This window comes from Pantoea piersonii (genome assembly GCF_003612015.1).
Lineage (GTDB): Bacteria > Pseudomonadota > Gammaproteobacteria > Enterobacterales > Enterobacteriaceae > Pantoea > Pantoea piersonii.
On the sequence record NZ_RARB01000004.1, the window covers coordinates 389,206 to 411,449 of the forward strand.

General features: G+C 57.7%; 20 protein-coding genes and 1 pseudogene. 11 read left to right on the forward strand and 10 right to left on the reverse strand.

Translation table 11 applies throughout. The annotated features are described in order from the left end of the window. From ftsQ to mutT, 7 genes are all read left to right on the forward strand, one after another. Complete coding sequence (gene ftsQ / locus D7S44_RS13795) at positions 1–837, forward strand: cell division protein FtsQ (RefSeq protein WP_120455724.1); 837 nt, start codon at positions 1–3, stop codon at positions 835–837. Next, positions 834–2,090 carry a cell division protein FtsA gene (gene ftsA, locus D7S44_RS13800; protein ID WP_033749492.1) on the forward strand — a complete coding sequence of 419 codons (1,257 nt, stop codon included), beginning with the start codon at positions 834–836 and terminating at the stop codon, positions 2,088–2,090. The genes ftsQ and ftsA overlap by 4 nt, the downstream gene beginning before the upstream one ends. A 69-nt stretch (positions 2,091–2,159) precedes the next feature. Next, positions 2,160–3,314: a cell division protein FtsZ gene (ftsZ, locus tag D7S44_RS13805; RefSeq protein ID WP_120455726.1), complete on the forward strand. Its 1,155-nt coding sequence runs from the start codon at positions 2,160–2,162 to the stop codon at positions 3,312–3,314. A gap of 101 nt (positions 3,315–3,415) precedes the next feature. Next, a complete protein-coding gene (gene lpxC / locus D7S44_RS13810) occupies positions 3,416–4,333 on the forward strand; it encodes a UDP-3-O-acyl-N-acetylglucosamine deacetylase (RefSeq protein WP_120455727.1) in 918 nt (305 codons plus the stop codon). A gap of 299 nt (positions 4,334–4,632) precedes the next feature. Further along, positions 4,633–5,139 (forward strand): secA translation cis-regulator SecM, encoded by a 507-nt coding sequence (gene secM, locus D7S44_RS13815; protein WP_205685229.1) that lies wholly within the window; start codon positions 4,633–4,635, stop codon positions 5,137–5,139. A gap of 70 nt (positions 5,140–5,209) precedes the next feature. Further along, positions 5,210–7,915, forward strand: a complete 2,706-nt coding sequence (secA, locus tag D7S44_RS13820) for a preprotein translocase subunit SecA (RefSeq protein ID WP_120455731.1) — start codon at positions 5,210–5,212, stop codon at positions 7,913–7,915. A 119-nt stretch (positions 7,916–8,034) separates the two neighbouring features. Then, complete coding sequence (mutT, locus tag D7S44_RS13825; protein WP_120455732.1) at positions 8,035–8,430, forward strand: 8-oxo-dGTP diphosphatase MutT; 396 nt, start codon at positions 8,035–8,037, stop codon at positions 8,428–8,430. A 23-nt stretch (positions 8,431–8,453) separates the two neighbouring features. Here mutT and yacG read toward each other — a convergent pair whose 3' ends face one another. The 3 genes from yacG to coaE are packed head-to-tail and all read right to left on the reverse strand — an operon-like array spanning position 8,454 to position 10,016. Then, positions 8,454–8,651, reverse strand: a complete 198-nt coding sequence (gene yacG / locus D7S44_RS13830; protein WP_120455734.1) for a DNA gyrase inhibitor YacG — start codon at positions 8,649–8,651, stop codon at positions 8,454–8,456. Positions 8,652–8,659: 8 nt separating this feature from the next. Next, complete coding sequence (gene zapD, locus D7S44_RS13835) at positions 8,660–9,403, reverse strand: cell division protein ZapD (RefSeq protein ID WP_120455736.1); 744 nt, start codon at positions 9,401–9,403, stop codon at positions 8,660–8,662. A 4-nt stretch (positions 9,404–9,407) separates the two neighbouring features. After that, a complete protein-coding gene (coaE, locus tag D7S44_RS13840) occupies positions 9,408–10,016 on the reverse strand; it encodes a dephospho-CoA kinase (RefSeq protein WP_120455738.1) in 609 nt (202 codons plus the stop codon). Between the two features lie 217 nt (positions 10,017–10,233). On the opposite strand from coaE, the gene D7S44_RS13845 reads away from it, so the two are divergent. Beyond that, a complete protein-coding gene (locus D7S44_RS13845) occupies positions 10,234–11,274 on the forward strand; it encodes a GMP reductase (RefSeq protein ID WP_120455740.1) in 1,041 nt (346 codons plus the stop codon). Positions 11,275–11,306: 32 nt separating this feature from the next. Here D7S44_RS13845 and hofC read toward each other — a convergent pair whose 3' ends face one another. The 4 genes and pseudogenes from hofC to nadC form a co-directional block, all read right to left on the reverse strand. Further along, positions 11,307–12,506 carry a protein transport protein HofC gene (gene hofC / locus D7S44_RS13850; protein ID WP_120455742.1) on the reverse strand — a complete coding sequence of 400 codons (1,200 nt, stop codon included), beginning with the start codon at positions 12,504–12,506 and terminating at the stop codon, positions 11,307–11,309. Next, positions 12,493–13,886: pseudogene (gspE, locus tag D7S44_RS13855) on the reverse strand (type II secretion system protein GspE). The gene hofC and the pseudogene gspE overlap by 14 nt, the downstream one beginning before the upstream one ends. Beyond that, positions 13,873–14,328: a prepilin peptidase-dependent pilin gene (gene ppdD / locus D7S44_RS13860; protein WP_120455744.1), complete on the reverse strand. Its 456-nt coding sequence runs from the start codon at positions 14,326–14,328 to the stop codon at positions 13,873–13,875. The pseudogene gspE and the gene ppdD overlap by 14 nt, the downstream one beginning before the upstream one ends. A gap of 181 nt (positions 14,329–14,509) precedes the next feature. Beyond that, positions 14,510–15,406: a carboxylating nicotinate-nucleotide diphosphorylase gene (nadC, locus tag D7S44_RS13865; RefSeq protein ID WP_120455746.1), complete on the reverse strand. Its 897-nt coding sequence runs from the start codon at positions 15,404–15,406 to the stop codon at positions 14,510–14,512. A gap of 199 nt (positions 15,407–15,605) precedes the next feature. Here nadC and ampD point away from each other — a divergent pair, with 199 nt between their 5' ends. Continuing rightward, positions 15,606–16,157, forward strand: coding sequence for a 1,6-anhydro-N-acetylmuramyl-L-alanine amidase AmpD (gene ampD, locus D7S44_RS13870; RefSeq protein WP_120455748.1), 552 nt, complete (start codon positions 15,606–15,608; stop codon positions 16,155–16,157). A gap of 16 nt (positions 16,158–16,173) precedes the next feature. After that, the gene (ampE, locus tag D7S44_RS13875) at positions 16,174–17,028 is read left to right on the forward strand and encodes a beta-lactamase regulator AmpE (protein ID WP_120455749.1); all 855 of its coding nucleotides are present in this window, start codon (positions 16,174–16,176) and stop codon (positions 17,026–17,028) included. On the opposite strand, the gene D7S44_RS13880 is transcribed toward ampE, so the two are convergent. The 3 genes from D7S44_RS13880 to aroP form a co-directional block, all read right to left on the reverse strand. After that, the gene (locus D7S44_RS13880; protein ID WP_120455751.1) at positions 17,010–17,969 is read right to left on the reverse strand and encodes a glycoside hydrolase family 43 protein; all 960 of its coding nucleotides are present in this window, start codon (positions 17,967–17,969) and stop codon (positions 17,010–17,012) included. The genes ampE and D7S44_RS13880 overlap by 19 nt on opposite strands. Continuing rightward, positions 17,966–19,378 (reverse strand): glycoside-pentoside-hexuronide (GPH):cation symporter, encoded by a 1,413-nt coding sequence (locus D7S44_RS13885; RefSeq protein ID WP_120455753.1) that lies wholly within the window; start codon positions 19,376–19,378, stop codon positions 17,966–17,968. Before D7S44_RS13885 ends, D7S44_RS13880 begins: the two co-directional genes overlap by 4 nt. A gap of 171 nt (positions 19,379–19,549) precedes the next feature. Next, positions 19,550–20,905: an aromatic amino acid transporter AroP gene (gene aroP, locus D7S44_RS13890; protein WP_120455755.1), complete on the reverse strand. Its 1,356-nt coding sequence runs from the start codon at positions 20,903–20,905 to the stop codon at positions 19,550–19,552. Between the two features lie 514 nt (positions 20,906–21,419). Here aroP and pdhR point away from each other — a divergent pair. Then, complete coding sequence (gene pdhR, locus D7S44_RS13895; RefSeq protein WP_120455757.1) at positions 21,420–22,184, forward strand: pyruvate dehydrogenase complex transcriptional repressor PdhR; 765 nt, start codon at positions 21,420–21,422, stop codon at positions 22,182–22,184. The last annotated feature ends 60 nt before the right edge of the window (positions 22,185–22,244 follow it).

Consider the following 22,244-nt stretch of genomic DNA (forward strand, 5'->3'; position numbering starts at 1 on the left):
ATGTCACAGGCGGCACTTAACGCACGGAACCGCGAGCCTCAGGAGCGCGTGCGCACGGGGCGCAGCAACGGGGCCAGACTTTTCGGCATCGTTTTTTTGCTGATGGTCATTGGCATTATGATTTTCGGCGGGCTGGTCGTGCTGAAGTGGATGAACGACGCGTCGCGACTGCCGCTCTCAAAACTGGTGGTGACGGGCGAAACCCACTACACCACGCACGATGATATTCGCCAGGCGATTTTGTCGCTGGGCGCGCCGGGCACCTTTATGTCGCAGGATGTCAACATCCTGCAGCAGCAGATTGAGCGTTTGCCGTGGATTAAGCAGGTCAGCGTGCGCAAGCAGTGGCCTGACGAGCTGAAGATCCATCTGGTGGAGTATGTGCCGGTGGCGCGCTGGAACGATCTGCATATGGTGGATGCGGACGGCGTCTCCTTCAGCGTACCGGCCAGCCACATCGGCAAAGAAACGATGCCGATGCTGTACGGACCGGAAGGCAGTGAAAAAGAGGTGTTGGCGGGTTACCACAGCATGAGCGACGTGCTGAAGGCCAACAAATTTACCCTGAAGGTAGCGTCGATGACGGCGCGGCGGTCATGGCAGCTGGTCACCAGCGACGATGTGCGCATCGAACTGGGACGCGGCGAACCCATGAAACGTCTCAACCGATTTATTGAGCTCTATCCGGCGTTGCAGCAGCAAGGGCAGAACGAGCACAAGCGTATCAGCTATGTGGATTTGCGGTACGACTCGGGTGCAGCCGTGGGCTGGACGCCGGAGCCCGTAGAGCTCCAGGACAGTAATCAGCAACAGAACCAGGCACAGGCTAAACAATGATCAAGGCAACGGACAGAAAACTGGTAGTTGGACTCGAAATTGGCACCGCGAAGGTTGCCGCCCTGGTTGGGGAAATTCTGCCCGATGGCATGGTCAACATTATCGGGGTGGGCAGCTGCCCGTCTCGCGGTATGGATAAAGGCGGCGTAAACGACCTTGAGTCGGTGGTGAAATGCGTACAGCGCGCCATCGATCAGGCCGAGCTGATGGCGGATTGCCAGATCTCTTCCGTCTATCTTGCTTTATCGGGCAAACATATCAGCTGTCAGAACGAAATCGGGATGGTTCCGATTTCCGAAGAGGAAGTGACTCAGGATGATGTGGAGAATGTCGTACACACTGCGAAGTCAGTGCGCGTGCGCGATGAGCACCGCATCCTGCATGTTATTCCTCAGGAATACGCTATCGATTATCAGGAAGGCATTAAAAATCCGGTGGGTCTCTCGGGCGTGCGCATGCAGGCGAAAGTGCACCTGATCACATGTCACAACGATATGGCGAAAAATATCGTCAAAGCCGTTGAACGTTGTGGCCTGAAAGTTGACCAACTGATTTTTGCCGGCCTGGCGTCCAGTTTTGCCGTGTTGACGGAAGACGAACGTGAACTTGGCGTCTGTGTTGTCGACGTCGGTGGCGGTACAATGGATATCGCTGTTTATACAGGCGGGGCGCTGCGTCACACTAAAGTGATCCCTTATGCAGGTAACGTGGTCACCAGCGATATCGCCTATGCTTTCGGCACGCCGCCGACAGACGCAGAGGCGATTAAGGTTCGCCACGGTTGCGCGCTGGGTTCGATTGTCGGCAAAGACGAAAACGTCGAAGTGCCGAGCGTTGGCGGACGACCGCCGCGCAGTCTGCAACGGCAGACGCTGGCTGAAGTGATCGAGCCGCGATACACCGAATTGCTGAATCTGGTTAATGACGAGATTTTGCAGCTACAGGAACAACTGCGTCAGCAGGGCGTTAAGCATCATCTGGCTGCCGGGATCGTGCTGACCGGAGGTGCTGCGCAAATTGAAGGGCTGGCCGCCTGCGCGCAACGCGTTTTTCATACGCAGGTGCGCATTGGACAGCCGCTCAATATCACAGGATTGACGGATTACGCGCAGGAACCTTATTACTCAACCGCAGTGGGGCTGCTGCACTATGGCAAAGAGTCCCATATGAACGGCGATGCAGAGACGGAAAAACGCGCATCGGTGGGCAACTGGTTCAAGCGCATTAATAGCTGGTTGAAGAAAGAATTTTAATTTTAGAAAGGAGACCATGCAGGCACTGTTTATGGTCTCCAGGCGACAGGCACATAACGGAGAGAAATCATGTTTGAACCGATGGAATTGACCAATGACGCGGTGATTAAAGTCATCGGCGTCGGCGGCGGCGGCGGCAACGCCGTAGAGCACATGGTACGCGAGCGTATCGAAGGTGTAGAATTCTTCGCTGTGAACACCGACGCCCAGGCGTTGCGTAAAACAGCGGTTGGCCAGACGATCCAGATCGGCACCAATATCACCAAAGGTCTGGGTGCTGGGGCGAATCCGGAAGTTGGTCGTACCTCGGCTGAAGAAGATCGCGAAGCACTGCGTTCTGCGCTGGAGGGAGCAGACATGGTGTTTATCGCTGCCGGTATGGGCGGCGGTACCGGTACCGGCGCTGCGCCGGTAGTCGCGGAAGTGGCCAAAGACCTGGGCATTCTGACCGTTGCGGTCGTGACCAAGCCGTTCAACTTCGAAGGCAAAAAGCGTATGGCTTTTGCCGAGCAGGGCATCGCTGAACTGTCGAAGCATGTGGATTCGCTGATCACTATCCCGAACGACAAGCTGCTGAAAGTGCTGGGTCGCGGCATCTCTCTGCTCGACGCCTTCGGCGCGGCAAACGACGTGCTGAAAGGCGCGGTACAGGGCATCGCCGAGCTGATTACGCGTCCGGGCCTGATGAACGTCGACTTCGCTGACGTGCGCACCGTTATGTCCGAAATGGGCTACGCCATGATGGGCTCCGGCGTCGCTTGCGGTGAAGACCGTGCGGAAGAAGCGGCAGAAATGGCGATTTCCAGCCCGCTGCTGGAAGATATCGATCTTTCTGGCGCGCGCGGCGTGCTGGTCAACATCACGGCGGGCTTCGACCTGCGTCTGGATGAGTTCGAAACCGTGGGTAACACCATCCGCGCCTTCGCCTCCGACAATGCGACCGTGGTTATCGGTACCTCGCTGGATCCAGAGATGAACGACGAGCTGCGCGTTACCGTGGTAGCAACCGGCATCGGTATGGACAAGCGTCCTGAAATCACGCTGGTGACCAACAAGCCTGCCAGCCAGCCGGTCATGGATCATCGCTATCAGCAGCACGGCATGTCGCCGCTGCCGCAGGAGCAAAAACCGGCAGCGAAAGTGGTCAACGACCAGAGCGCGCAGTCAAACAAAGAGCCCGATTACCTTGATATTCCAGCGTTTCTGCGTAAGCAGGCCGACTAGGAATAACCTGAGAATTGGGATTCTCCGCTCTTTGTGCTAAAGTGTTCGCCCGCTGGTAAAGTATACTAGCGGTCGGATGGGTAATATTGCGAGATAATACGATGATCAAACAAAGGACTTTAAAACGTATTGTTCAGGCGACTGGCGTCGGTTTGCATACCGGCAAGAAAGTCACACTGACATTACGCCCTGCGTCGGCTAATACCGGGGTCATCTATCGTCGCACTGACTTGAATCCACCGGTTGATTTCCCGGCTGATGCAAAATACGTGCGCGACACCATGCTGAGTACCTGCCTGGTGAATGATGAAGGCGTGCGTATTTCAACGGTTGAGCATCTGAACGCCGCGCTGGCCGGTCTGGGCATCGACAACATTATTGTTGAAGTGGATGCGCCAGAAATCCCGATCATGGACGGCAGCGCCGCGCCCTTTATCTATCTGCTGATGGATGCGGGCATTGAGCAGCTGAACAGCGCGAAGAAATTTGTGCGCGTTAAGCAGACTGTTCGCGTGGAAGATGGCGATAAGTGGGCTGAGATTAAGCCGTACAACGGTTTTTCTCTCGATTTCACTATCGACTTCAACCATCCGGCGATCGACTCCAGCTCTCAGCGCTATCAGCTGAACTTCTCTGCCGACTCTTTTGTTCGTCAGATCAGCCGCGCCCGTACCTTCGGCTTTATGCGTGAAATCGAGTACCTGCAATCCAAAGGCCTGTGCCTGGGCGGTAGTCTGGATTGCGCTATCGGCCTCGACGATTTTCGCGTGCTGAACGAAGAAGGCTTGCGTTTTGAAGACGAATTCGTTCGTCATAAAATGCTTGATGCAATCGGCGACCTGTTTATGTGCGGCCATAATATTATCGGCGCGTTTACCGCGTTCAAATCAGGCCACGCACTGAACAACAAGCTGCTGCAGGCCGTCCTGGCGAAACAGGAAGCCTGGGAATGGGCTACCTTCGAAGACGAAGCGGAACTCCCGCTGGCATTCAAGGCACCAAACCTGGTTCTGGCTTAATTACCCCAGAACGTTGAAAGGCTGGTTATGCTGACACCCCTCTCCGGTCAGCGGCGCCAGCTTTTTTATTGCCTGTTTTGCTCCTCTGAGATTTCCGGCACGCCTCGCAATAAATGATGTCATGCTGCTGAAACGCTGAACAATCAGGCGTCTTTTCTTCCAGAGCGACTTTAAACACTGATGTGGTCGCCCCACATTAATGGTACTATCAGGCGCTCTGAAAAGCTGAGCGCCGCTGTTCAAAGACGAGCGGCAAACCCCCAACAACGACGCGATCGTTGATGCGCAATGGAAGAGCTGTGATCGGAATTTTTCTACGCTGGCGACACTTAGGCAGACGCTATTTCTGGCCTCATCTTCTGTTGGGGATGGTGGCGGCCAGCTTTGGTTTGCCTGTCTGCGCGCAGAGTGCCGAACTTAACACCTCATCTGAATCCTCTTCCAGCAGCCTGTTCGTCGGTAACGCCGCGCGCTTCGATCACCTGATCCGGCTGCAGGAAACGGCGCGACGTCCCAGCTTTACTATCGATTACTGGCATCAGCACGCCATCCGCACCGTTATCCGCCACCTTTCGTTTACCTTAACGCCGCAGGCGGAAACACCGGATACTGTCCCGCTGGCTGCGCATAAGCTGGCGCTTATCGATTCGCTCCAGGCGTTACTGACCACGCACACTTCTCTGCGTCAGCCGTCGCAGCAGGTCGCGCAGGCGCCGCGTGAAGCCCTCGTACCTGTCACTTCGCTGGCCGACTGGCGCAGCAAAACGCATGCAATTCGCGCCGGACCGTCTACGCTGCTTGTCTGAAACCGTTATTTAAATACCCTTTTTCATTATCGCAGCCCGTGTAAAGCGGCTGAATTGAGAAGTTTTTAATATGTTAATCAAACTGTTAACGAAAGTATTTGGCAGCAGCAACGATCGTACTCTGCGCCGTATGCGCAAAGTGGTAGACGTCATCAACAAGATGGAGCCGGATTTCGAGAAACTTTCAGACGATGAGCTGAAAGCGAAAACCAATGAATTCCGTGAGCGTCTGAAAAAGGGCGAGTCGCTGGAAAGCCTGATCCCGGAAGCTTTCGCAACGGTACGTGAAGCGAGTAAGCGTGTCTTCGGCATGCGCCACTTTGACGTGCAGCTGATTGGCGGCATGGTGCTGAACGATCGCTGTATTGCTGAGATGCGTACCGGTGAAGGTAAAACGCTGACCGCGACGCTGCCTGCCTATCTCAATGCGCTGAGCGGCAAAGGCGTGCACGTCGTGACCGTCAACGACTATCTGGCGCAGCGCGATGCGGAAAACAACCGCCCGCTGTTTGAATTCCTTGGCCTGAGCGTCGGCATTAACCTGCCTGGCATGCCTTCTGTGGCGAAGCGTGAAGCCTACGCGGCAGATATCACCTACGGCACCAACAACGAATATGGTTTCGACTATCTGCGCGACAACATGGCGTTCAGCCCGGAAGAGCGCGTACAGCGCAAGCTGAACTACGCGCTGGTGGACGAAGTTGACTCCATTTTGATCGATGAAGCGCGTACGCCGCTGATTATTTCCGGCCCGGCTGAAGACAGTTCTGAGCTCTATATCAAGGTCAACAAAATCATCCCTAGCCTGGTACGTCAGGAGAAAGAAGATTCTGATAACTTCCAGGGTGAAGGCGATTTCTGGGTCGACGAGAAAGCGCGCCAGGCGCATATGACCGAGCGCGGTCTGGTCAAAGTCGAAGAGCTGCTGGTTAGCCAGAACATTATGGCCGAGGGCGAATCGCTCTACTCGCCGACCAACATTATGCTGATGCATCACGTCACGGCGGCCTTACGCGCGCATGCGCTGTTTACGCGCGACGTAGATTACATCGTAAAAGATGGTGAAGTGGTTATCGTCGACGAGCACACCGGCCGTACCATGCAGGGCCGCCGCTGGTCTGACGGCCTGCATCAGGCGATTGAAGCTAAAGAAGGCGTAGAAATCCAGAACGAGAACCAGACGCTGGCTTCCATCACCTTCCAGAACTACTTCCGTCTCTATGAGAAGCTGGCCGGTATGACCGGTACGGCGGACACCGAGGCTTTTGAGTTCAGCTCCATCTATAAACTCGACACGATTGTGGTGCCAACCAACCGTCCGATGGTGCGTAAAGATCTGCCCGATCTGGTCTATATGACCGAAAAAGAGAAGATCGACGCGATCATTGAAGATATTCGCGAGCGTACCGCAAATGGCCAGCCGGTGCTGGTGGGTACGATTTCCATCGAAAAATCGGAAGTGGTCTCTAACGAACTGACGCGCGCGGGCATCAAGCACAACGTGCTGAACGCCAAATTCCACGCCCGTGAAGCGGACATCGTGGCGCAGGCTGGTCAGCCGGGCGCGGTCACCATCGCGACCAACATGGCGGGTCGTGGTACCGACATTATGCTGGGCGGCAGCTGGCATGCGGAAGTTGCTGAGCTGGAAGAGCCCACCGAAGCGCAGATTGAAGCGATCAAAGCCGCGTGGCAGCAACGCCATGATGCGGTACTGGCTTCAGGCGGTCTGCACATTATCGGCACTGAGCGTCATGAATCGCGCCGTATCGACAACCAGCTGCGCGGCCGCGCCGGTCGTCAGGGCGACGCCGGTTCTTCCCGTTTCTATCTGTCGATGGAAGATGCGCTGATGCGTATTTTCGCCTCGGATCGCGTCTCTAATATGATGCGTAAACTGGGTATGAAGCCTGGCGAAGCGATTGAGCACCCGTGGGTGACCAAAGCTATCGCCAACGCGCAGCGTAAAGTGGAAAGCCGCAACTTCGATATTCGTAAGCAGCTGCTTGAGTATGACGACGTGGCGAACGACCAGCGTCGCGCTATCTACAGCCAGCGCAACGAATTGCTGGACGTCGCCGACGTCAGCGAAACCATTAACAGCATTCGCGAGGACGTATTCAAAACCACCATCGACAGCTACATTCCGCCGCAGTCGCTGGAGGAGATGTGGGACGTGCCGGGTCTTGAAGAGCGTCTGCGCAACGACTTCGATCTTGATCTGCCGATCGCCGAGTGGCTGGATAAAGAGCCGGATCTGCATGAAGAGACGCTGCGCGAGCGCATCATGACGCATGCCCGTGAGAGCTACGCCAGTAAGGAAGAGGTTGTCGGCGTTGAGATGATGCGCAACTTCGAAAAAGGCGTGATGCTGCAGACGCTGGACTCGCTGTGGAAAGAGCATCTGGCGGCGATGGACTACCTGCGTCAGGGCATCCATCTGCGCGGCTACGCGCAGAAAGATCCGAAGCAGGAGTACAAACGCGAATCTTTCGCTATGTTCGCGGCGATGCTGGAGTCGCTGAAGTATGAAGTGGTCAGCACCCTGAGCAAGGTGCAGGTTCGTATGCCGGAAGAAGTCGAAGCGATGGAGCAGCAGCGTCGCGAAGAAGCTGAACGTCTGGCGCAGCAGCAGCAGCTCAGCCATGTCGATGATGAAGCCGCCGCAGCGGCGTCGCTGGCGGCGCAGAGCGGCGAGCATAAAGTCGGACGCAACGATCCTTGCCCATGCGGCTCCGGTAAAAAATATAAGCAGTGTCATGGCCGACTGGCCTGACAGACGCTAAGAAAAAGGAGCTTCGGCTCCTTTTTTCTTGCCCGCGGAGTGTGATTAACATTACGCCGCCCATGCTTTAGAATCAGCGCACATTGACTCACCTGACGTGGAAAAACCTTATGAAGCACCTGCAGGTTGCCGTTGGCATCATCCGTAACGCCGATAAACAGATCTTTCTGGCTCAGCGCCCGGCCTCATCGCATATGGCGAATATGTGGGAGTTCCCCGGTGGCAAAATCGAGGCGGGGGAGAGCGCTGAAGAGGCGCTGAAGCGCGAGCTGCTGGAAGAGACAGGCATTGACGTGACGCAGGCGACAGCGATTGGCGCAGCGGATCATACCTACGAAGATCTGCGCGTTACGCTGAACTTCTTTCTGGTGGAAGGCTGGAACGGCGAACCGTGGGGACGTGAAGGGCAGCCGCAGCGCTGGGTGGCGCAAAGCGCGCTGGTGGCGGAAGAGTTCCCGCCAGCTAACCATACGCTGATTGCACGTCTGGTCGCCGGCGAGCTTTAACAGCAGGGGCTGCGCCCCTGCTCTCAGTGCTGCTCTTCGCTCCAGTCCTCGCTGTCGTTCAGATCGCCCTCGCTGGGAATGCGTTTCTCTTCCTCTGCCCATTCGCCTAAGTCAATCAGCTGGCAGCGCTTGCTACAGAATGGGCGCCACGGGCTGAGTTCATCCCAGATTACATCTCTACCGCAGTGCGGGCACTGAACGGTAATCACTTCATTTTGCATAGCTACCTCTAACAACAGGCCAGTTCAAAGTTGAGTCGTGCGGGTACTTCGCCATGTTCGCTGTCCAGCGGCAGGAAACGGATGGCGTAACGACTTTTGTGGCCGGAAACCTGGGGGTAAAGCGCATCTTCCAGCTGCAGCTGCAGGCGCAGCAGTTCCGCACCCTCCGCATTATCCTGATAAAAACCGTTCAGGCTGGTCTGATGGCGGAATGCCCCCGACTGACGAATAAGATCCAGAATCATCGCCAGGCTCTGATGCAGCGGCTCCAGCGTCTCCAGCCAGGCGGCGACGTGGCTGTCGCGCATCTCCTGAGGCTGATGCAGCCAGATATGCAGTCCTGGCAGATCGAAACTACAGCATCCGCCGGGAATGCTAAGCCGTTGACGCACCAGCCCGATAAGCCGATCCTCACGCAGCTGCTGCCCCATACGCGGCGCACTGTTGAGCTGAACTGCCTGCGCGCGTAGCTGGTCGCGCAGCGCATCGACCACGGCCATATCAACGCCGGGTACGTCAGCCCAGGCGCGCAGTTTTTGCTGCTGACGCTCCAGCTCTTTCAGGAGTTCAGTGCGCATATCGCCGCGCTCGAAAATATCCAGCAGCTCGCCGATGATGCGGAAAAAGGTCAGGGCCGAGGCGGTACGGGTTATCGGCACGGTTTCCTGCAGCTGCTGGATCAGGAATTCCACGCGCAACCAGGTGCGCATTTTTTCATTCAGAGGATGTTCAAACAGAACGACTGTACTCATGGCGTTAATCCTGTTGCGTTGCCGCCAGCGCCAGATAGCGCTGGTGCAGGGCGGCAACCTGCGGCAGCGCCTCATCGGGCGTGCCGCTGTTATTGATGACGTCGTCGGCTACGGCGAGGCGCGCGCTGCGCGTCGCCTGAGCGGACAGAATATTTTGCGCCTGCTGTCGGTCGATGCCGTCGCGCTGGATAGTGCGCATGAGCTGTGTCGCTTCATCGACGTCGACGACCAGTACGCGATCCGCCTGGCGCTGCAGGCCATTCTCGACCAGCAGCGGCACGACCCACAGCACATAGGGCGCTGTGGTCAGCGCTTTCAGCTGCTGCGTGCGGGCGTTAATCAGGGGATGAAGCAGATTATTCAGCCAGGTTTTTTCATCAGGCGACCGGAAAATAATGTCTCTCAGCCGGGCGCGATTCAGCGTACCTTCTTCCGTCAGGATGCCGTTGCCGTGGCGCTCTGCGATTTTCTGTAGCGCCGCCGAGCCTGGCTCGACCACTTCGCGCGCAATAACATCCGCGTCGATAATGGGTACGCCAAGCGCCGCAAAAGCATTGGCGATGGTGCTCTTTCCACTGCCGATTCCACCGGTCAGCGCCACGGTATAAGGCATATCACTCTCTCAGGCGCGCTACACAGCCAGGCAAGCCGAAGCGCAGAACTGTGTGCGCGATCACAATGAAAATTCTCAGCTAAATTTATGGGATTGTAGCTTAAATAAAGTGAAATTCGCAGTCTTGTCGGCAGGCGTATGGCGCGTATGATTATGCCACTGGAGCCGTGCGCGCTACCCGAACTGCGGTTCGTTGCCACTTACCAGGACATTTTTTATGCGTATTGAAGAAGATTTAAAGCTGGGTTTTAAAGATGTACTGATCCGTCCTAAACGCTCCACGCTGAAAAGCCGCTCTGAAGTCGAACTGGAACGTCAATTTACCTTTAAGCATTCCGGGCTGAGCTGGAGCGGCGTACCCGTGATCGCGGCGAACATGGACACCGTCGGTACTTTCAGCATGGCGGAAGCGCTGGCGAGCTTTGATATTCTTACGGCTGTGCACAAGCACTACAGCGTCGAAGAGTGGCGCGCCTTTATTCAGCGCTCGTCTGTTGCAGTGCTGAACCACGTTATGGTGTCGACGGGCACCTCCGATGCCGATTTGCAAAAGCTGACCGCCATTCTGGCGCTCTCCGCCGATCTTAAATTCATCTGTATTGACGTGGCTAACGGCTATTCCGAGCACTTTGTCACCTTCCTGCAGCGCGCGCGTGAAATCTTCCCGGATCGCACCATTTGCGCAGGCAATGTGGTCACTGGCGAGATGGTGGAAGAGCTTATCCTTTCCGGCGCGGATATCGTTAAGGTGGGCATTGGTCCAGGCTCAGTGTGCACAACGCGCGTCAAAACGGGCGTCGGCTATCCTCAGCTCTCCGCCGTTATCGAATGTGCGGATGCGGCGCACGGCTTGGGTGGTCAGATTGTCAGCGACGGCGGCTGCGCGGTGCCGGGTGATATCGCCAAGGCATTCGGCGGCGGTGCCGATTTCGTAATGCTGGGCGGCATGCTCGCCGCGCATGATGAGTGCGAGGGAACGGTGATCGACGAGAACGGCGAGCAGTTTATGCTGTTCTATGGCATGAGCTCTGAATCGGCGATGAAGCGTCACGTTGGCGGCGTCGCGCAGTATCGTGCAGCGGAAGGCAAAACGGTGAAGCTGCCGCTGCGTGGTCCGGTTGCCGAAACGGCGCGCGATATTCTTGGCGGTTTGCGCTCAGCCTGTACCTATGTCGGCGCTGAGCGGCTCAAGGAGCTGACCAAGCGAACCACCTTTATTCGCGTTGCCGAGCAGGAAAACCGCGTTTTCAACCGTTAACGGTGTCTATGCATTAGGGTGCCGCGCGCACCCTAATGCATCACGTTTCCCAGTCCAAATACCGGCAGATACATCGCGATCACCAGCGTGCCGACAATAGCGCCGATAATCACCATCATTACTGGCTCCAGCGAGGCGGCGAGCGCATCGGCAAGCGCCAGCGTTCGGGCCTCATGCCACTCCGCTAGCTGCGCCAGCATGGTATCCAGCGCACCAGCCTCTTCCCCGACCAGCACCAGCTGCATACAGAGCGGCGTAAACAGCGGATGCGCCCGCATCGCCTGATGCAGCGGCTCTCCCCGCGTAATATGCTGCTGAAGCGCAATGACGGCGTCGCGCCATAACCGCGTCGTCAGCGTCGCTTCAGCCGCCTGTAAACCCTGCAGCAGCGTAATGCCTGCCTGTTGCGTCAGCTGCAGAATGGCGTAAATCTGGCTGAGCTGGCTGCCGCGCCACAGATCTGAGAAAAGCGGCAGGCGCAGCATCAGACGCTGTTCCCACCGTTGCCATGCTGACGAGCGTTGTTGTAGCGCTCGCCAGCCCGCTGCGGCGAACAGCAGCGCGACCGCGAGCCAGCCGCCCCAGCGCTGCAGGCCCACTGAGAACGCCAACACCGCCGCCGTAAAGGCGGGGAGCGGCGCGTTGAACGAGGCGTAGACCGAGACGAACTCCGGCAGCACAAACAGCAGCATGCCGCCGCTTACCGCGACTGCCACCATTAAAATAAAGAGTGGGTAGCGCAGCGCCTTGATGACTTTATTCCTCAGATGTTGCTGACGTGCCTGTTGATCGGCCAGCTGCGCGCAGCAGACGTCAAGCTGGCCGGTCAGTTCGCCCACCTGCATTATGGCGGCGAACAGGGGTGGAAAAATTTGCGGCCACTGGCTTAACGCCTGGGAGAAGGGGACGCCGCTTAAGACGCGCAGCCGCAGCGCATGCAATAGTAACCGCCAGCCAGGATGGGGATGACCTTGCGACAGCAGCTCCAGGCCTTGCGCCAGCGGCAGACCCGCTTTAAGCAAGGTTGCCAGTTGCCTGACAAGGTCTGTTTTGTGCTGCCACTTCCAGTCACGTGCCCGCCACACTTTACGACGCTGCCAGCTAACCGGTAGCAGATCCTGTTCGGCCAGCTGGCGCAGCAGGTTCTCTTCATCAACCGCCAGGCTCTGCCCCTCGTGCAGCTGCTGCTGGCTGTTGAGCGCTTGCCAGCGGTAGAGGCTAAGCCTGGACATCTTCCAGACCGGTAACGCGCTGCATCTCCTCCAGCGAGGTTTCGCCGCGGCTGACCGCCTCCAGGCCAGCGCTGAACAGGGTGCGCATACCCTGCTTTTTTGCCAGCGCCAGCACACTGTCGAGCGGCATCTCGGCGGCGATGGCATTTTGCAGTTTGTTGCCGACCGGCAGGATTTCAAACAGCGCCAGCCGCCCGAAATAGCCGGAAAAACAGTGGTCGCAGCCGGGCGCGCGCCAGGTTTGCAGCGTGCCGGGCCAGATGTCGGGCGGGAAGTGCGCTATCGCCTGCGCCGGCTGTCGACAGTGGGGGCAGAGGCGGCGCACCAGCCGCTGCGCCACAATCAGCCGTAACGCCGGGCCGAGCAGATAGCCAGGAATGCCCATCTGCCGCAGCCGCGTCAGGGTCTCCGCCGTTGAGTTGGTATGCAGCGTCGATAAGACCAGATGGCCGGTCTGCGCCGCTTTGACCGCAATTTCTGCCGTTTCCGCATCGCGTATCTCGCCCACCATAATGACGTCCGGGTCCTGGCGCAGCAGGGCACGCAGCACCCGGTTAAAATCGAGGCCGCATTTCGGGTTGATCTGCGTCTGGTTAATGCCGGCCAGTGGAATTTCGACCGGATCCTCTACGCTGCTGACGTTCATTTCCGGTCGGTTCAGCGTGCTCAGGCAGCTGTAGAGCGTAAAGGTTTTTCCGCTGCCGGTGGGGCCAGTCACCAGAATTAGCCCCTGCGGCTGCGCCAGCGCGGCATCCAGCAGACGCCGCTGCGCAGCGGGCAGGCCGAGCTTATCCAGCGCCAGGGCGCTATCCTCGCTTTGCAGCAGACGAATGACCGCTTTTTCACCGTACTGCACACCGGCAGCGTCGCCAGGCGGAAAGCGGCGGGCTTGCCCTCCAGCGTCAGAGTAAACTGACCATCCTGCGGCAGTCGTCGCTCGGCAATATCCAGACCGCCCAGAATTTTCAACCTGGCGAGCAGCGCGGCGGGCGGCGCTTCGCTCAGGAGCGTCAGCGGCTGCAGCACGCCGTCTATGCGCAGCCGTATCCGCACGCCGTCCCGCTGCGGTTCAATATGAATATCGGACGCCCGTCGCCGCAGCGCCTGCTGCAACATCTGGTTAACGGCCTCGATAGCCGACTCCGGCAGGGCGTCGCGCGGCGCATCCGTAGCGGCACTGCCGTGCTGGTGAAGCTCAAGGCGCGCCAGAGGCCAGCACTCAACTTCAACCTGGCACTGGCTGGCGAAGGAGAGCGCCTCGCTTAAGCCCTCCGGCACCTGTTCCGCAACGGCGACGCGCAGCAGCGTCGCATCATGATGCAGTAAGACGGCGCGATAGCGCTGGCACAGCGCGCGAATAGCGGAATCAGCCATTGCCATCGCTGGCTCCTTTGTCATCGAAGCGGAACTGTTCCAGACAGTTATCACGCAGGCTGTCGCTGGTGCTGGTACAGCTACGCTGCCACCTCAGGCTGCCTTCCGCACTGTCCCATACCGGCGTCATCTCGACACTCAGTCCAGTCAGGCTCTCCTGACCGGTTAAGGTGATCGCGCCGTTTACGACGCTGAGCGTCGAAACGTAACGTGAGCCTTTTGCCGCCGGTATGCCTTTTTCGCCCGCCTGGCACTGCGCAGGGCCGCCTCGCTCCATAGCGCATAGCTCAACGGCCGTTTTGTAGGGCACCATCGTTTGCAGCATGTCGGTGAGCGCTGCGCGTTGCAGGTAGTTTTGATAGGCTGGTAAGCCGATAGCGCTAAGGATCGCCACGATCCCCACCACAATCATCAGCTCGACCAGGGTAAAACCCTGTTGATGAGTCATTACATCGCCTCCTGAGTAGATTAAGAGGCGGCAGAATAAAAAAGCGCAGGCGTTAAACCCAGCCGCGGATTTTCAGGCCGGGAAAGGGAACGCAATAAAGCGACGGAGTTGCAGCGTTCTGAACAACGAAGCGGAAGCGGGCGCGCAAAAAAGCCGTGTGCAGCGCCACGGCATAGTTGGTTTACAGGGAAGTGAAGCGCATCGAGAGATCGAGCGCACGGACATGCTTGGTGAGCGCGCCGACAGAGACGTAGTCGACGCCGGTCTGCGCAATTTGCGGCAGCGTCGTCTCCGTGACGTTGCCCGAAACCTCAAGCTGCGCGCGCCCCTGCGTGCGCGCGACGGCCTCTCGCATCTCGTCGAGGGTGAAATTATCCAGCATGATAATGTCAGCCCCCGCCGCAAGCGCCTGTTCCAGCTCATCCAGCGATTCCACTTCCACCTCTACCGGCACATCCGGATGCATCCAGAACGCTTTTTCCACCGCCTGCTGAATCGAACCGCTGGCGATAATATGGTTCTCTTTAATCAGGAAGGCGTCAGAAAGGCCGAGACGGTGATTTGCGCCGCCGCCGCACAGCACGGCATATTTCAGCGCCGTGCGCAGGCCCGGCAGAGTTTTGCGCGTATCCAGCAGCTGCGTGTCGCTGCCTGCAAGCAGTTGCACATAACGGCGCGTTTCGGTTGCCACGCCTGACAGCGTTTGAACGAAATTGAGAGCGGTGCGTTCAGCGGTCAGCAGGCGACGAGAAGGGCCGCTCAGGGTAAACAGCTGCTGGTCAGGCGTCACGTTGTCGCCATCTTCGACCTGCCAGCTCAGCGTCACATGACCGCCAAGCTGATTAAACACCTCTTCCACCCAGCGTTTACCACAGAAAACACCCGCTTCCCGCGTGATCACCTGGGCTTGTGCCTGGCTCTCTTCGGGAAGCAGCTGGGCGGTGATGTCACGGTCGGCATCGATCTCGCCGCCCAAATCCTCCTGCAAAGCGCGCGCGACCGTGGCGGGAATATCCTGTTCAATACGGGCGATCAGCGCCTGTCGGCGGCTATCGGCATTATAACGGCGGGTTGGCATAACGAATTCGCTCCTGATGACCTGAAACAGTGAGGCAGCCACAATAGATCGAAAAGGCCAAATTCACCAGCCGAAGTCTGAGTTTTGTTTAGTATACTTAACATGGTTGCGTCACCGCCGTAGCGCAGCACCTTTAGGCTGCCGAAAATCAGTGGAAATCATGCTATTCTCAGCCCGACTCTGCTAAGGAAAAACCGGCATGAAACTGGAACAGGGCTGGCTGACCGACATTCGTCAGGTGCCGTCGCCGCATTTTAATCAACGTCCCAACGACGAGGCGCCCTCGCTGTTGGTCATCCACAATATCAGCCTGCCGCCGGGCGAATTCGGTGGGCCGTGGATCGATCGGCTGTTCACCGGCACTTTGCCGCCCGACGCCCATCCCTATTTTGCCGATATCGCCCACCTGCAGGTCGCCGCGCATTGCCTGATTCGTCGCGACGGTGAAATCGTGCAGTATGTCTCTTTCGAAAATCGCGCCTGGCACGCCGGGGTTTCCTGCTATCAGGGCCGCGAAAACTGCAACGATTTTTCTATCGGCATCGAGCTGGAAGGCACCGACGATCTGCCTTATACCGATGCGCAGTACCAGGCGCTGGCCGCAGTGACGCGACTACTGCTGCAGCACTATCCTTTGACGCCTTCGCGCATTACCGGACACAGTGATATTGCCCCGACACGTAAGACCGATCCGGGTCCTGCTTTTGACTGGGCGCAGTATCAGCGACTGTTGGCGCAGACTTCTTGTTGATTTTCCCGGAGTGGGTATGACGTTGTTTTCCTTGTTACTGGTTTTAGGTTGGGAACGCCTGTTTAAGCTGGGTGAGCACTGGCAACTCGACCATCGGCTGGAGCCTCTCTTCCGCCGTCGCCGTCATTTTTCGCTGCTGCGCACGCTGGGCATGACCCTGCTGGCGATGGCGCTAACGGCGCTGGCGATCTGGTGCGTAAAAGGCCTGCTGTTCGGCGTCGTGCAGCTGCTTTTCTGGATCCTGGTCGGTCTGCTCTGCATCGGCGCCGGCTCGGCACGCCTGCACTATCACGCCTATCTGAAGGCGGCGAGCCACGACCATGTGGCGGCCCATCAGATGATGGCCGCCGAACTGACGATGATCCACGGCGTGCCGGTGGAGTGCAGCGAGCGTGAGTTTCTGCGCGAGCTGCAAAACGCGCTGATCTGGATTAATTTCCGCTTCTATCTGGCGCCGATGTTCTGGTTTGTGGCGGGCGGCCCCTATGGGCCGGTGCTGCTGGTGGGATATGCTTTCCTGCGCGCATGGCAGAGCTGGCTGGCGAAGCATAAGTCACCCCTTGAGCGCGCGCAGTCAGGCGTTGACGGCCTGCTGCACGTTATCGACTGGATCCCGGCGCGGCTGGCTGGCGTCGCCTACGCGTTGCTGGGGCACGGCGAGAAGGCATTGCCCGCCTGGTTCGCCGCGCTGACCGACTTCCATCGTTCGCAATATCAGGTGCTGACCAGTCTGGCGCAATTTTCGCTGGAGCGCGATCCGCACATGGATAAAGTCGAAACGCCGCGCATCGCTGTTGCCCTGGCGAAACGCATTTCGCTGGTGCTGGTGGTCGTGGTGGCGTTGCTGACCATCTACGGCACGCTGGTCTGATCCGCAGGCGGCACGCCGAAATCGGGCGTGCCGTCGTCGCGCCAGTGAAAATTCTTCAGCCGCGTATGACGATTGGGGTCCCACAGCGGATCCCCTTCAATTTCCGTATAGTTGCGTGCGTGATAGACCAGCACATCCTCGCCGTTCTCATCCTGAGTGAAACAGTTATGGCCTGGTCCATACTGATGGTTATCCCAGTTTGAGGTGAAAACCGGCCGCGCCGACTTATGCCAGTTGGCGGGGTTAAGCAAATCCTGCTCGCTGTCGATCGACAGCAGTCCCAGGCAGTAGTTTTCATCCGTCGCGCTCGCGGAGTAGGTGACGAAGAGCCGGTCGCCGTGCTTAATCATCGCCGGCCCCTCATTCACGCTGAATCCCGCGCACTCCCACTCATATTCAGGTCGACTCAGCATCGTTGGCGCGCCTGTCAGCGTCCAGGGATTAAGCAGTTCCGCCAGATAGAGGTTAGAGTTGCCGGGAATCGCCGGATCCTTCTGCGCCCACAGATACCAGTTTTTGCCTTGATGCACGAAGTGCGTGGCGTCCAGCGCAAAGGTGTCGAACTGGCTAAAGACCCGACGCGGCGCCTGCCAGCGTCCGCTCAGCGGATCGGCGTCGTCGCTCACCAGCGCATACATGCGGTGCTGAAACAGGCCCTCTTTAATATCGCGCGTCGGCGCGGCGGCGAAATAGATCACCCACTGGTTGTCGATGCGGTGCAGCTCCGGCGCCCAGATTAGCTCGCTGCACGGACCGCTCTCCGGTTTGCGCCAGACTACTACCGGTTCGGCGTCGCGCAATCCCAGCAGCGTGCTGGCACGACGCAGTTCCAGCCGGTCATAGGCGGGTACGGAGGCGATAAAGTAGTAGTGCTGCTCATGGCGCAGAATAAAAGGGTCGGCCCGTTGTTCAATAAAAGGATTCGGCCAGTGTAGGGTCATTTCACTTCTCCTGGTTGGGTGACGGCGCCGTCGCGCTGACGCAGTTCATGCAGTTCGCGGAAGTTGGCGCGGCGCAGCGCGAGATCGTCCTGAATAGTGCGCATGAGCGCGCGGTCGACCTTCAGCAGACGGACAACGCCTGCGGTAATCAGATAGCCCACGCCGGGGATGACGGTGAACAGCAGCATAATGCCGTTTACCGCCTGCGAAGACTGCTGTTTCGCACCTGCGTCGTAGCCGTAAATTGAGAGAAGAAAGCCGACCATCGCGCCCGCCACCGCCAGCCCAACCTTAAGGAAAAACAGGTTGCCGGAGAAGCTGATGCCGGTGATGCGCTTGCCGGTTTTCCACTCACCGTAATCATCGACGTCGGCCATCAGCGACCAGTGCAGCGGCGACGGGATTTGATGCAGCACGTTCAGCAGGAAGTAGGCGATCACTATCGCGACGGTGGCGTGCGGATCGATCCAGTAAAAGCCGCAGGAGAAGAACGCCAGCGCGATATTGGTCCAGAAAAAGACTTTCAGTTTACACCAGCGGTCAGTAAGCAGCTTCGCCAGCGTACTGCCGAACATCATGCCCACGACGCCGAGGCTGATAAACAGCGTAGCGAAGTGGGTCGACTGGCCCATTACCCAGGTAACGTAGTACATGGTGGCGGCCATACGGATAAAGCCGGGACAGACGTTGCAAAAGGTAAGCAGCAGGATGCGCACCCACTGGTCGTTTTTCCAGACGTCGCGCAGATCGTTTTTCAAATCGTCATGGGTCGGCACCGCCGGGCGAATACGCTCGCGCACTGTGGCGAAGCAGAACAGAAACATCCCCAGCCCAATCAGCGCCAGTACGCTCATCGCCAGCTGATAGCCGCGCGCCTTGTCATCGCCGCCGAACCATTCCGCCATGGGCAACAGCGACAGAGAGAGGATCAGCGTCGCGATGCCGACCATAACAAAGCGGTAAGACTGGCAAGAGACGCGTTCGCCAGGATCGTTGGTGATAACGCCGCCCAGCGAGCAGTAGGGGATATTGATGGCGGTGTAGGTCAGAGACATGAAAAAGTAAGTAACGAAGGCCCAGATAACTTTGTTTTCGTAGCTCCAGTCTGGCGTGGTGAACATCAGCACGCTGAACAGCACGTAGGGCACTGAGACCCACAGCAGCCAGGGGCGAAAACGGCCCCAGCGGCTTTGCGTACGATCGGCGATGGCGCCCATAATCGGGTCGGTAACGGCATCAAGCACGCGCACCGAGAGCAACAGCGTACCCACCAGCGCAGGCGCCAGGCCAAAGACATCGGTATAGAAGTAATTAAGAAACAGCATGATGGCGCCGCCAATCATATTGCAGCCCGCATCGCCCATGCCGTAACCCAACTTTTCGCGAAAAGAGAGGGCGGAATCCTTCATGGTTATTATCCTGCGCATTTGGTATGAGCAGAGAAGTATCGTTGCTGAGTCAGCAGGATGGCTGGGAGCAAATAGTCAGTAAGATGGACAAAACAGGCGCGGCGGGAAAAATGTGAGCTGGATCCAGAGGAAAAGAGCCCGCCGACCTGAATCGGCGGGATGAAGATCGCATCAGGCGCGCTGCGTTCTGTTTTTAACGGTGTAGCCAATGGCGAGGATGACCAGCCAGACCGGGATCAGCCAGACGGAGATCGCCATGCCGGGGGTCATCAGCATAATCACCAGGATAGCCACCATAAACGCCAGGCAGAGCCAGTTGCCGAAGGGATAGAGCAGGGCTTTAAAGCGCGTGGTGACGCCCTGCTGATCTTTCTTACGGCGGAACTTCAGATGCGCCATGCTAATCATTGCCCAGTTGATCACCAGCGCGGAGACCACCAGCGACATCAGCAGGCCAAAGGCTTCGCCCGGCATCAGATAGTTGATTAGCACGCAGAGCGCGGTCGCCACGGCAGAGACCAGAATCGTAGCCACCGGCACGCCGCGGCGGTCTACCTTCAGCAGCGCTTTCGGCGCGTTGCCCTGTTGCGCCAGGCCGAACAGCATGCGGCTGTTGCAGTAGACGCAGCTGTTATAGACCGACAGCGCCGCGGTCAGGATGACCACATTCAGCGCGTTCGCCACCAGCGCGTCGCCCAGATCGTGGAAAATCAGCACAAAAGGGCTGGTGTCTGCGGTCACGCGCGTCCAGGGCATCAGCGACAGCAGCACCGCCAGCGAACCGATATAGAAGATCAGGATGCGGTAGATAACCTGATTGGTGGCTTTGGGGATGCTCTGCTCCGGATTATCAGCTTCCGCAGCGGTAATGCCCACCAGCTCCAGACCGCCGAAGGAGAACATAATTATCGCCATCATCATCACCAGCCCGCTGAAGCCGTGCGGCAGAAAACCGCCCTGCGCCCAGAGATTGCTGACGCTGGCCTGCGGGCCGCCTGTGCCGCTGAACAGCAGCCAGCCGCCGAACAGGATCATGCCGATGACCGCAACCACTTTTATGATAGAGAACCAGAACTCCATTTCACCGTAGACTTTTACATTGGTCAGGTTAATGGCGTTGATCAGCACAAAGAATACCGCGGCGGTAATCCAGGTCGGCACATCTGGCCACCAGAACTGAATATATTTGCCCACGGCGGTCAGCTCGGCCATGGCTACCAGCACATAGAGCACCCAGTAGTTCCAGCCTGACGCGAAGCCGGCAAAGTTGCCCCAGTATTTGTAGGCGAAGTGGCTAAAGCTGCCGGCAACCGGCTCCTCGACCACCATCTCTCCCAACTGACGCATAATCAGAAAAGCGATAAAGCCAGCAATGGCGTAGCCCAGAATAACACCCGGACCGGCAGCCTGAATGACCGATGCGCTGCCCAGAAACAGGCCGGTACCCACCGCCCCGCCCAGCGCGATCAACTGAATATGACGGTTTTTCAGGCCGCGCTTCAGCGTATCGCCGTGCTGTTGTTCCATACAAACCTCGTGTTGTTTTAATTCTTCTTTTGCAGCGCGCGATGGCTGTCAGGAAGTGGTTACAATAACGTACTGTTTTATTTACGGTATCAGGCGCCTTCTCTGTAAGCGGATGCTACCCTGGCGACAAGAATAGTGATATGCGGTGCGCTTTGCACCTGCTTTCTCTTTTCGTGCTGGGAGTTAACTGAAAATCATCGTTGCCATCACACTGCCGCCTGCGTCTGTTCTGCCACGAACGAGCGGCAAAGACGAATAAGGTTGTCTTATGACCCGACGGAAAATTGTCCTTAACGCTGTGTAAGGTTTGGTAAAAATCCCGGCATCTCACTTTTTTCGTACAGCGCCGTTTCTGGTTTTCCGGCGGTAACTTAACCCTGTGCAGCCTGTTGTCTGGCAAGGATTGTGACGGGCGTCATATAGACACAAGGTGAATACTTTGTTACTTTACGGCCAACTTTTTGGAATTGGTATTACCAATTTACTCCGGACGACGGCTTGATAAGAAGGGAAGATGGCTTACAGTAAGATTCGCCAACCCAAGCTCTCTGATGCCATTGAGCAGCAGCTGGAATCTCTGATTATGGAAGGGACGCTACGTCCTGGCGAGAAGCTGTTGCCCGAGCGCGAACTCGCCAAACAATTCGATGTCTCACGTCCATCCCTTCGCGAAGCCATACAGCGTCTGGAAGCGAAAGGTCTGCTGCTGCGCCGTCAGGGCGGCGGCACCTTCGTCCAGCAGAATCTCTGGCAAAGCCTGAGCGATCCGCTCGTCAGCCTGATCACTAAACATCCAGAATCTCAGTTCGATTTACTGGAAACGCGCCATGCGCTGGAAGGGATCGCCGCCTACTATGCGGCGCTGCGTGGCACCGAAGAGGATATCGAGCGTATCCGCCACTGCCACGTACAGATTCAGCAGGCTCAGGAGAGCGGTGACCTCGACGCGGAAGCGGATGCGGTGATGCAGTATCAGATCGCTGTCACAGAAGCCGCCCATAATGTGGTGCTTTTGCATTTGCTGCGGTCGATGGGCCCTATGCTGGAACAAAACGTTCGACAGAATTTTGAATTGCTCTACTCGCGCCGGGAAATGCTGGCGAAAGTGAGCGGTCACCGCGCCAGTATTTTCGAGGCGATTGTGGCTCGCGAGCCAGAACAGGCACGCGAGGCCTCGCATCGTCACCTGGCGTTCATAGAGGAAATCTTGCTGGACAGAAGTCGGGAGCAGACTCGTCGTGAACGCTCCCTGCGTCGTTTACAGCAACGTAAGGAATAACGCGCGACAAAGAACGCGCGACATCAACGACGGGCCTGTCTCCTTGTGCTCTGGCAAATG

Bases quoted from the DNA above. Each gene is read 5' to 3' on its own strand.
- D7S44_RS13880 (WP_120455751.1), bottom strand. From the start codon at position 17,969: ATGACCCTACACTGGCCGAATCCTTTTATTGAACAACGGGCCGACCCT.
- aroP (WP_120455755.1), bottom strand. From the start codon at position 20,905: ATGGAACAACAGCACGGCGATACGCTGAAGCGCGGCCTGAAAAACCGT.
- D7S44_RS13885 (WP_120455753.1), bottom strand. From the start codon at position 19,378: ATGAAGGATTCCGCCCTCTCTTTTCGCGAAAAGTTGGGTTACGGCATG.
- hofC (WP_120455742.1), bottom strand. From the start codon at position 12,506: ATGTCCAGGCTTAGCCTCTACCGCTGGCAAGCGCTCAACAGCCAGCAG.
- ftsA (WP_033749492.1), top strand. From the start codon at position 834: ATGATCAAGGCAACGGACAGAAAACTGGTAGTTGGACTCGAAATTGGC.
- mutT (WP_120455732.1), top strand. From the start codon at position 8,035: ATGAAGCACCTGCAGGTTGCCGTTGGCATCATCCGTAACGCCGATAAA.
- secA (WP_120455731.1), top strand. From the start codon at position 5,210: ATGTTAATCAAACTGTTAACGAAAGTATTTGGCAGCAGCAACGATCGT.
- D7S44_RS13845 (WP_120455740.1), top strand. From the start codon at position 10,234: ATGCGTATTGAAGAAGATTTAAAGCTGGGTTTTAAAGATGTACTGATC.
- ppdD (WP_120455744.1), bottom strand. From the start codon at position 14,328: ATGACTCATCAACAGGGTTTTACCCTGGTCGAGCTGATGATTGTGGTG.
- ampD (WP_120455748.1), top strand. From the start codon at position 15,606: ATGAAACTGGAACAGGGCTGGCTGACCGACATTCGTCAGGTGCCGTCG.
- ampE (WP_120455749.1), top strand. From the start codon at position 16,174: ATGACGTTGTTTTCCTTGTTACTGGTTTTAGGTTGGGAACGCCTGTTT.
- zapD (WP_120455736.1), bottom strand. From the start codon at position 9,403: ATGAGTACAGTCGTTCTGTTTGAACATCCTCTGAATGAAAAAATGCGC.
- yacG (WP_120455734.1), bottom strand. From the start codon at position 8,651: ATGCAAAATGAAGTGATTACCGTTCAGTGCCCGCACTGCGGTAGAGAT.
- ftsZ (WP_120455726.1), top strand. From the start codon at position 2,160: ATGTTTGAACCGATGGAATTGACCAATGACGCGGTGATTAAAGTCATC.
- pdhR (WP_120455757.1), top strand. From the start codon at position 21,420: ATGGCTTACAGTAAGATTCGCCAACCCAAGCTCTCTGATGCCATTGAG.
- ftsQ (WP_120455724.1), top strand. From the start codon at position 1: ATGTCACAGGCGGCACTTAACGCACGGAACCGCGAGCCTCAGGAGCGC.
- nadC (WP_120455746.1), bottom strand. From the start codon at position 15,406: ATGCCAACCCGCCGTTATAATGCCGATAGCCGCCGACAGGCGCTGATC.
- coaE (WP_120455738.1), bottom strand. From the start codon at position 10,016: ATGCCTTATACCGTGGCGCTGACCGGTGGAATCGGCAGTGGAAAGAGC.
- lpxC (WP_120455727.1), top strand. From the start codon at position 3,416: ATGATCAAACAAAGGACTTTAAAACGTATTGTTCAGGCGACTGGCGTC.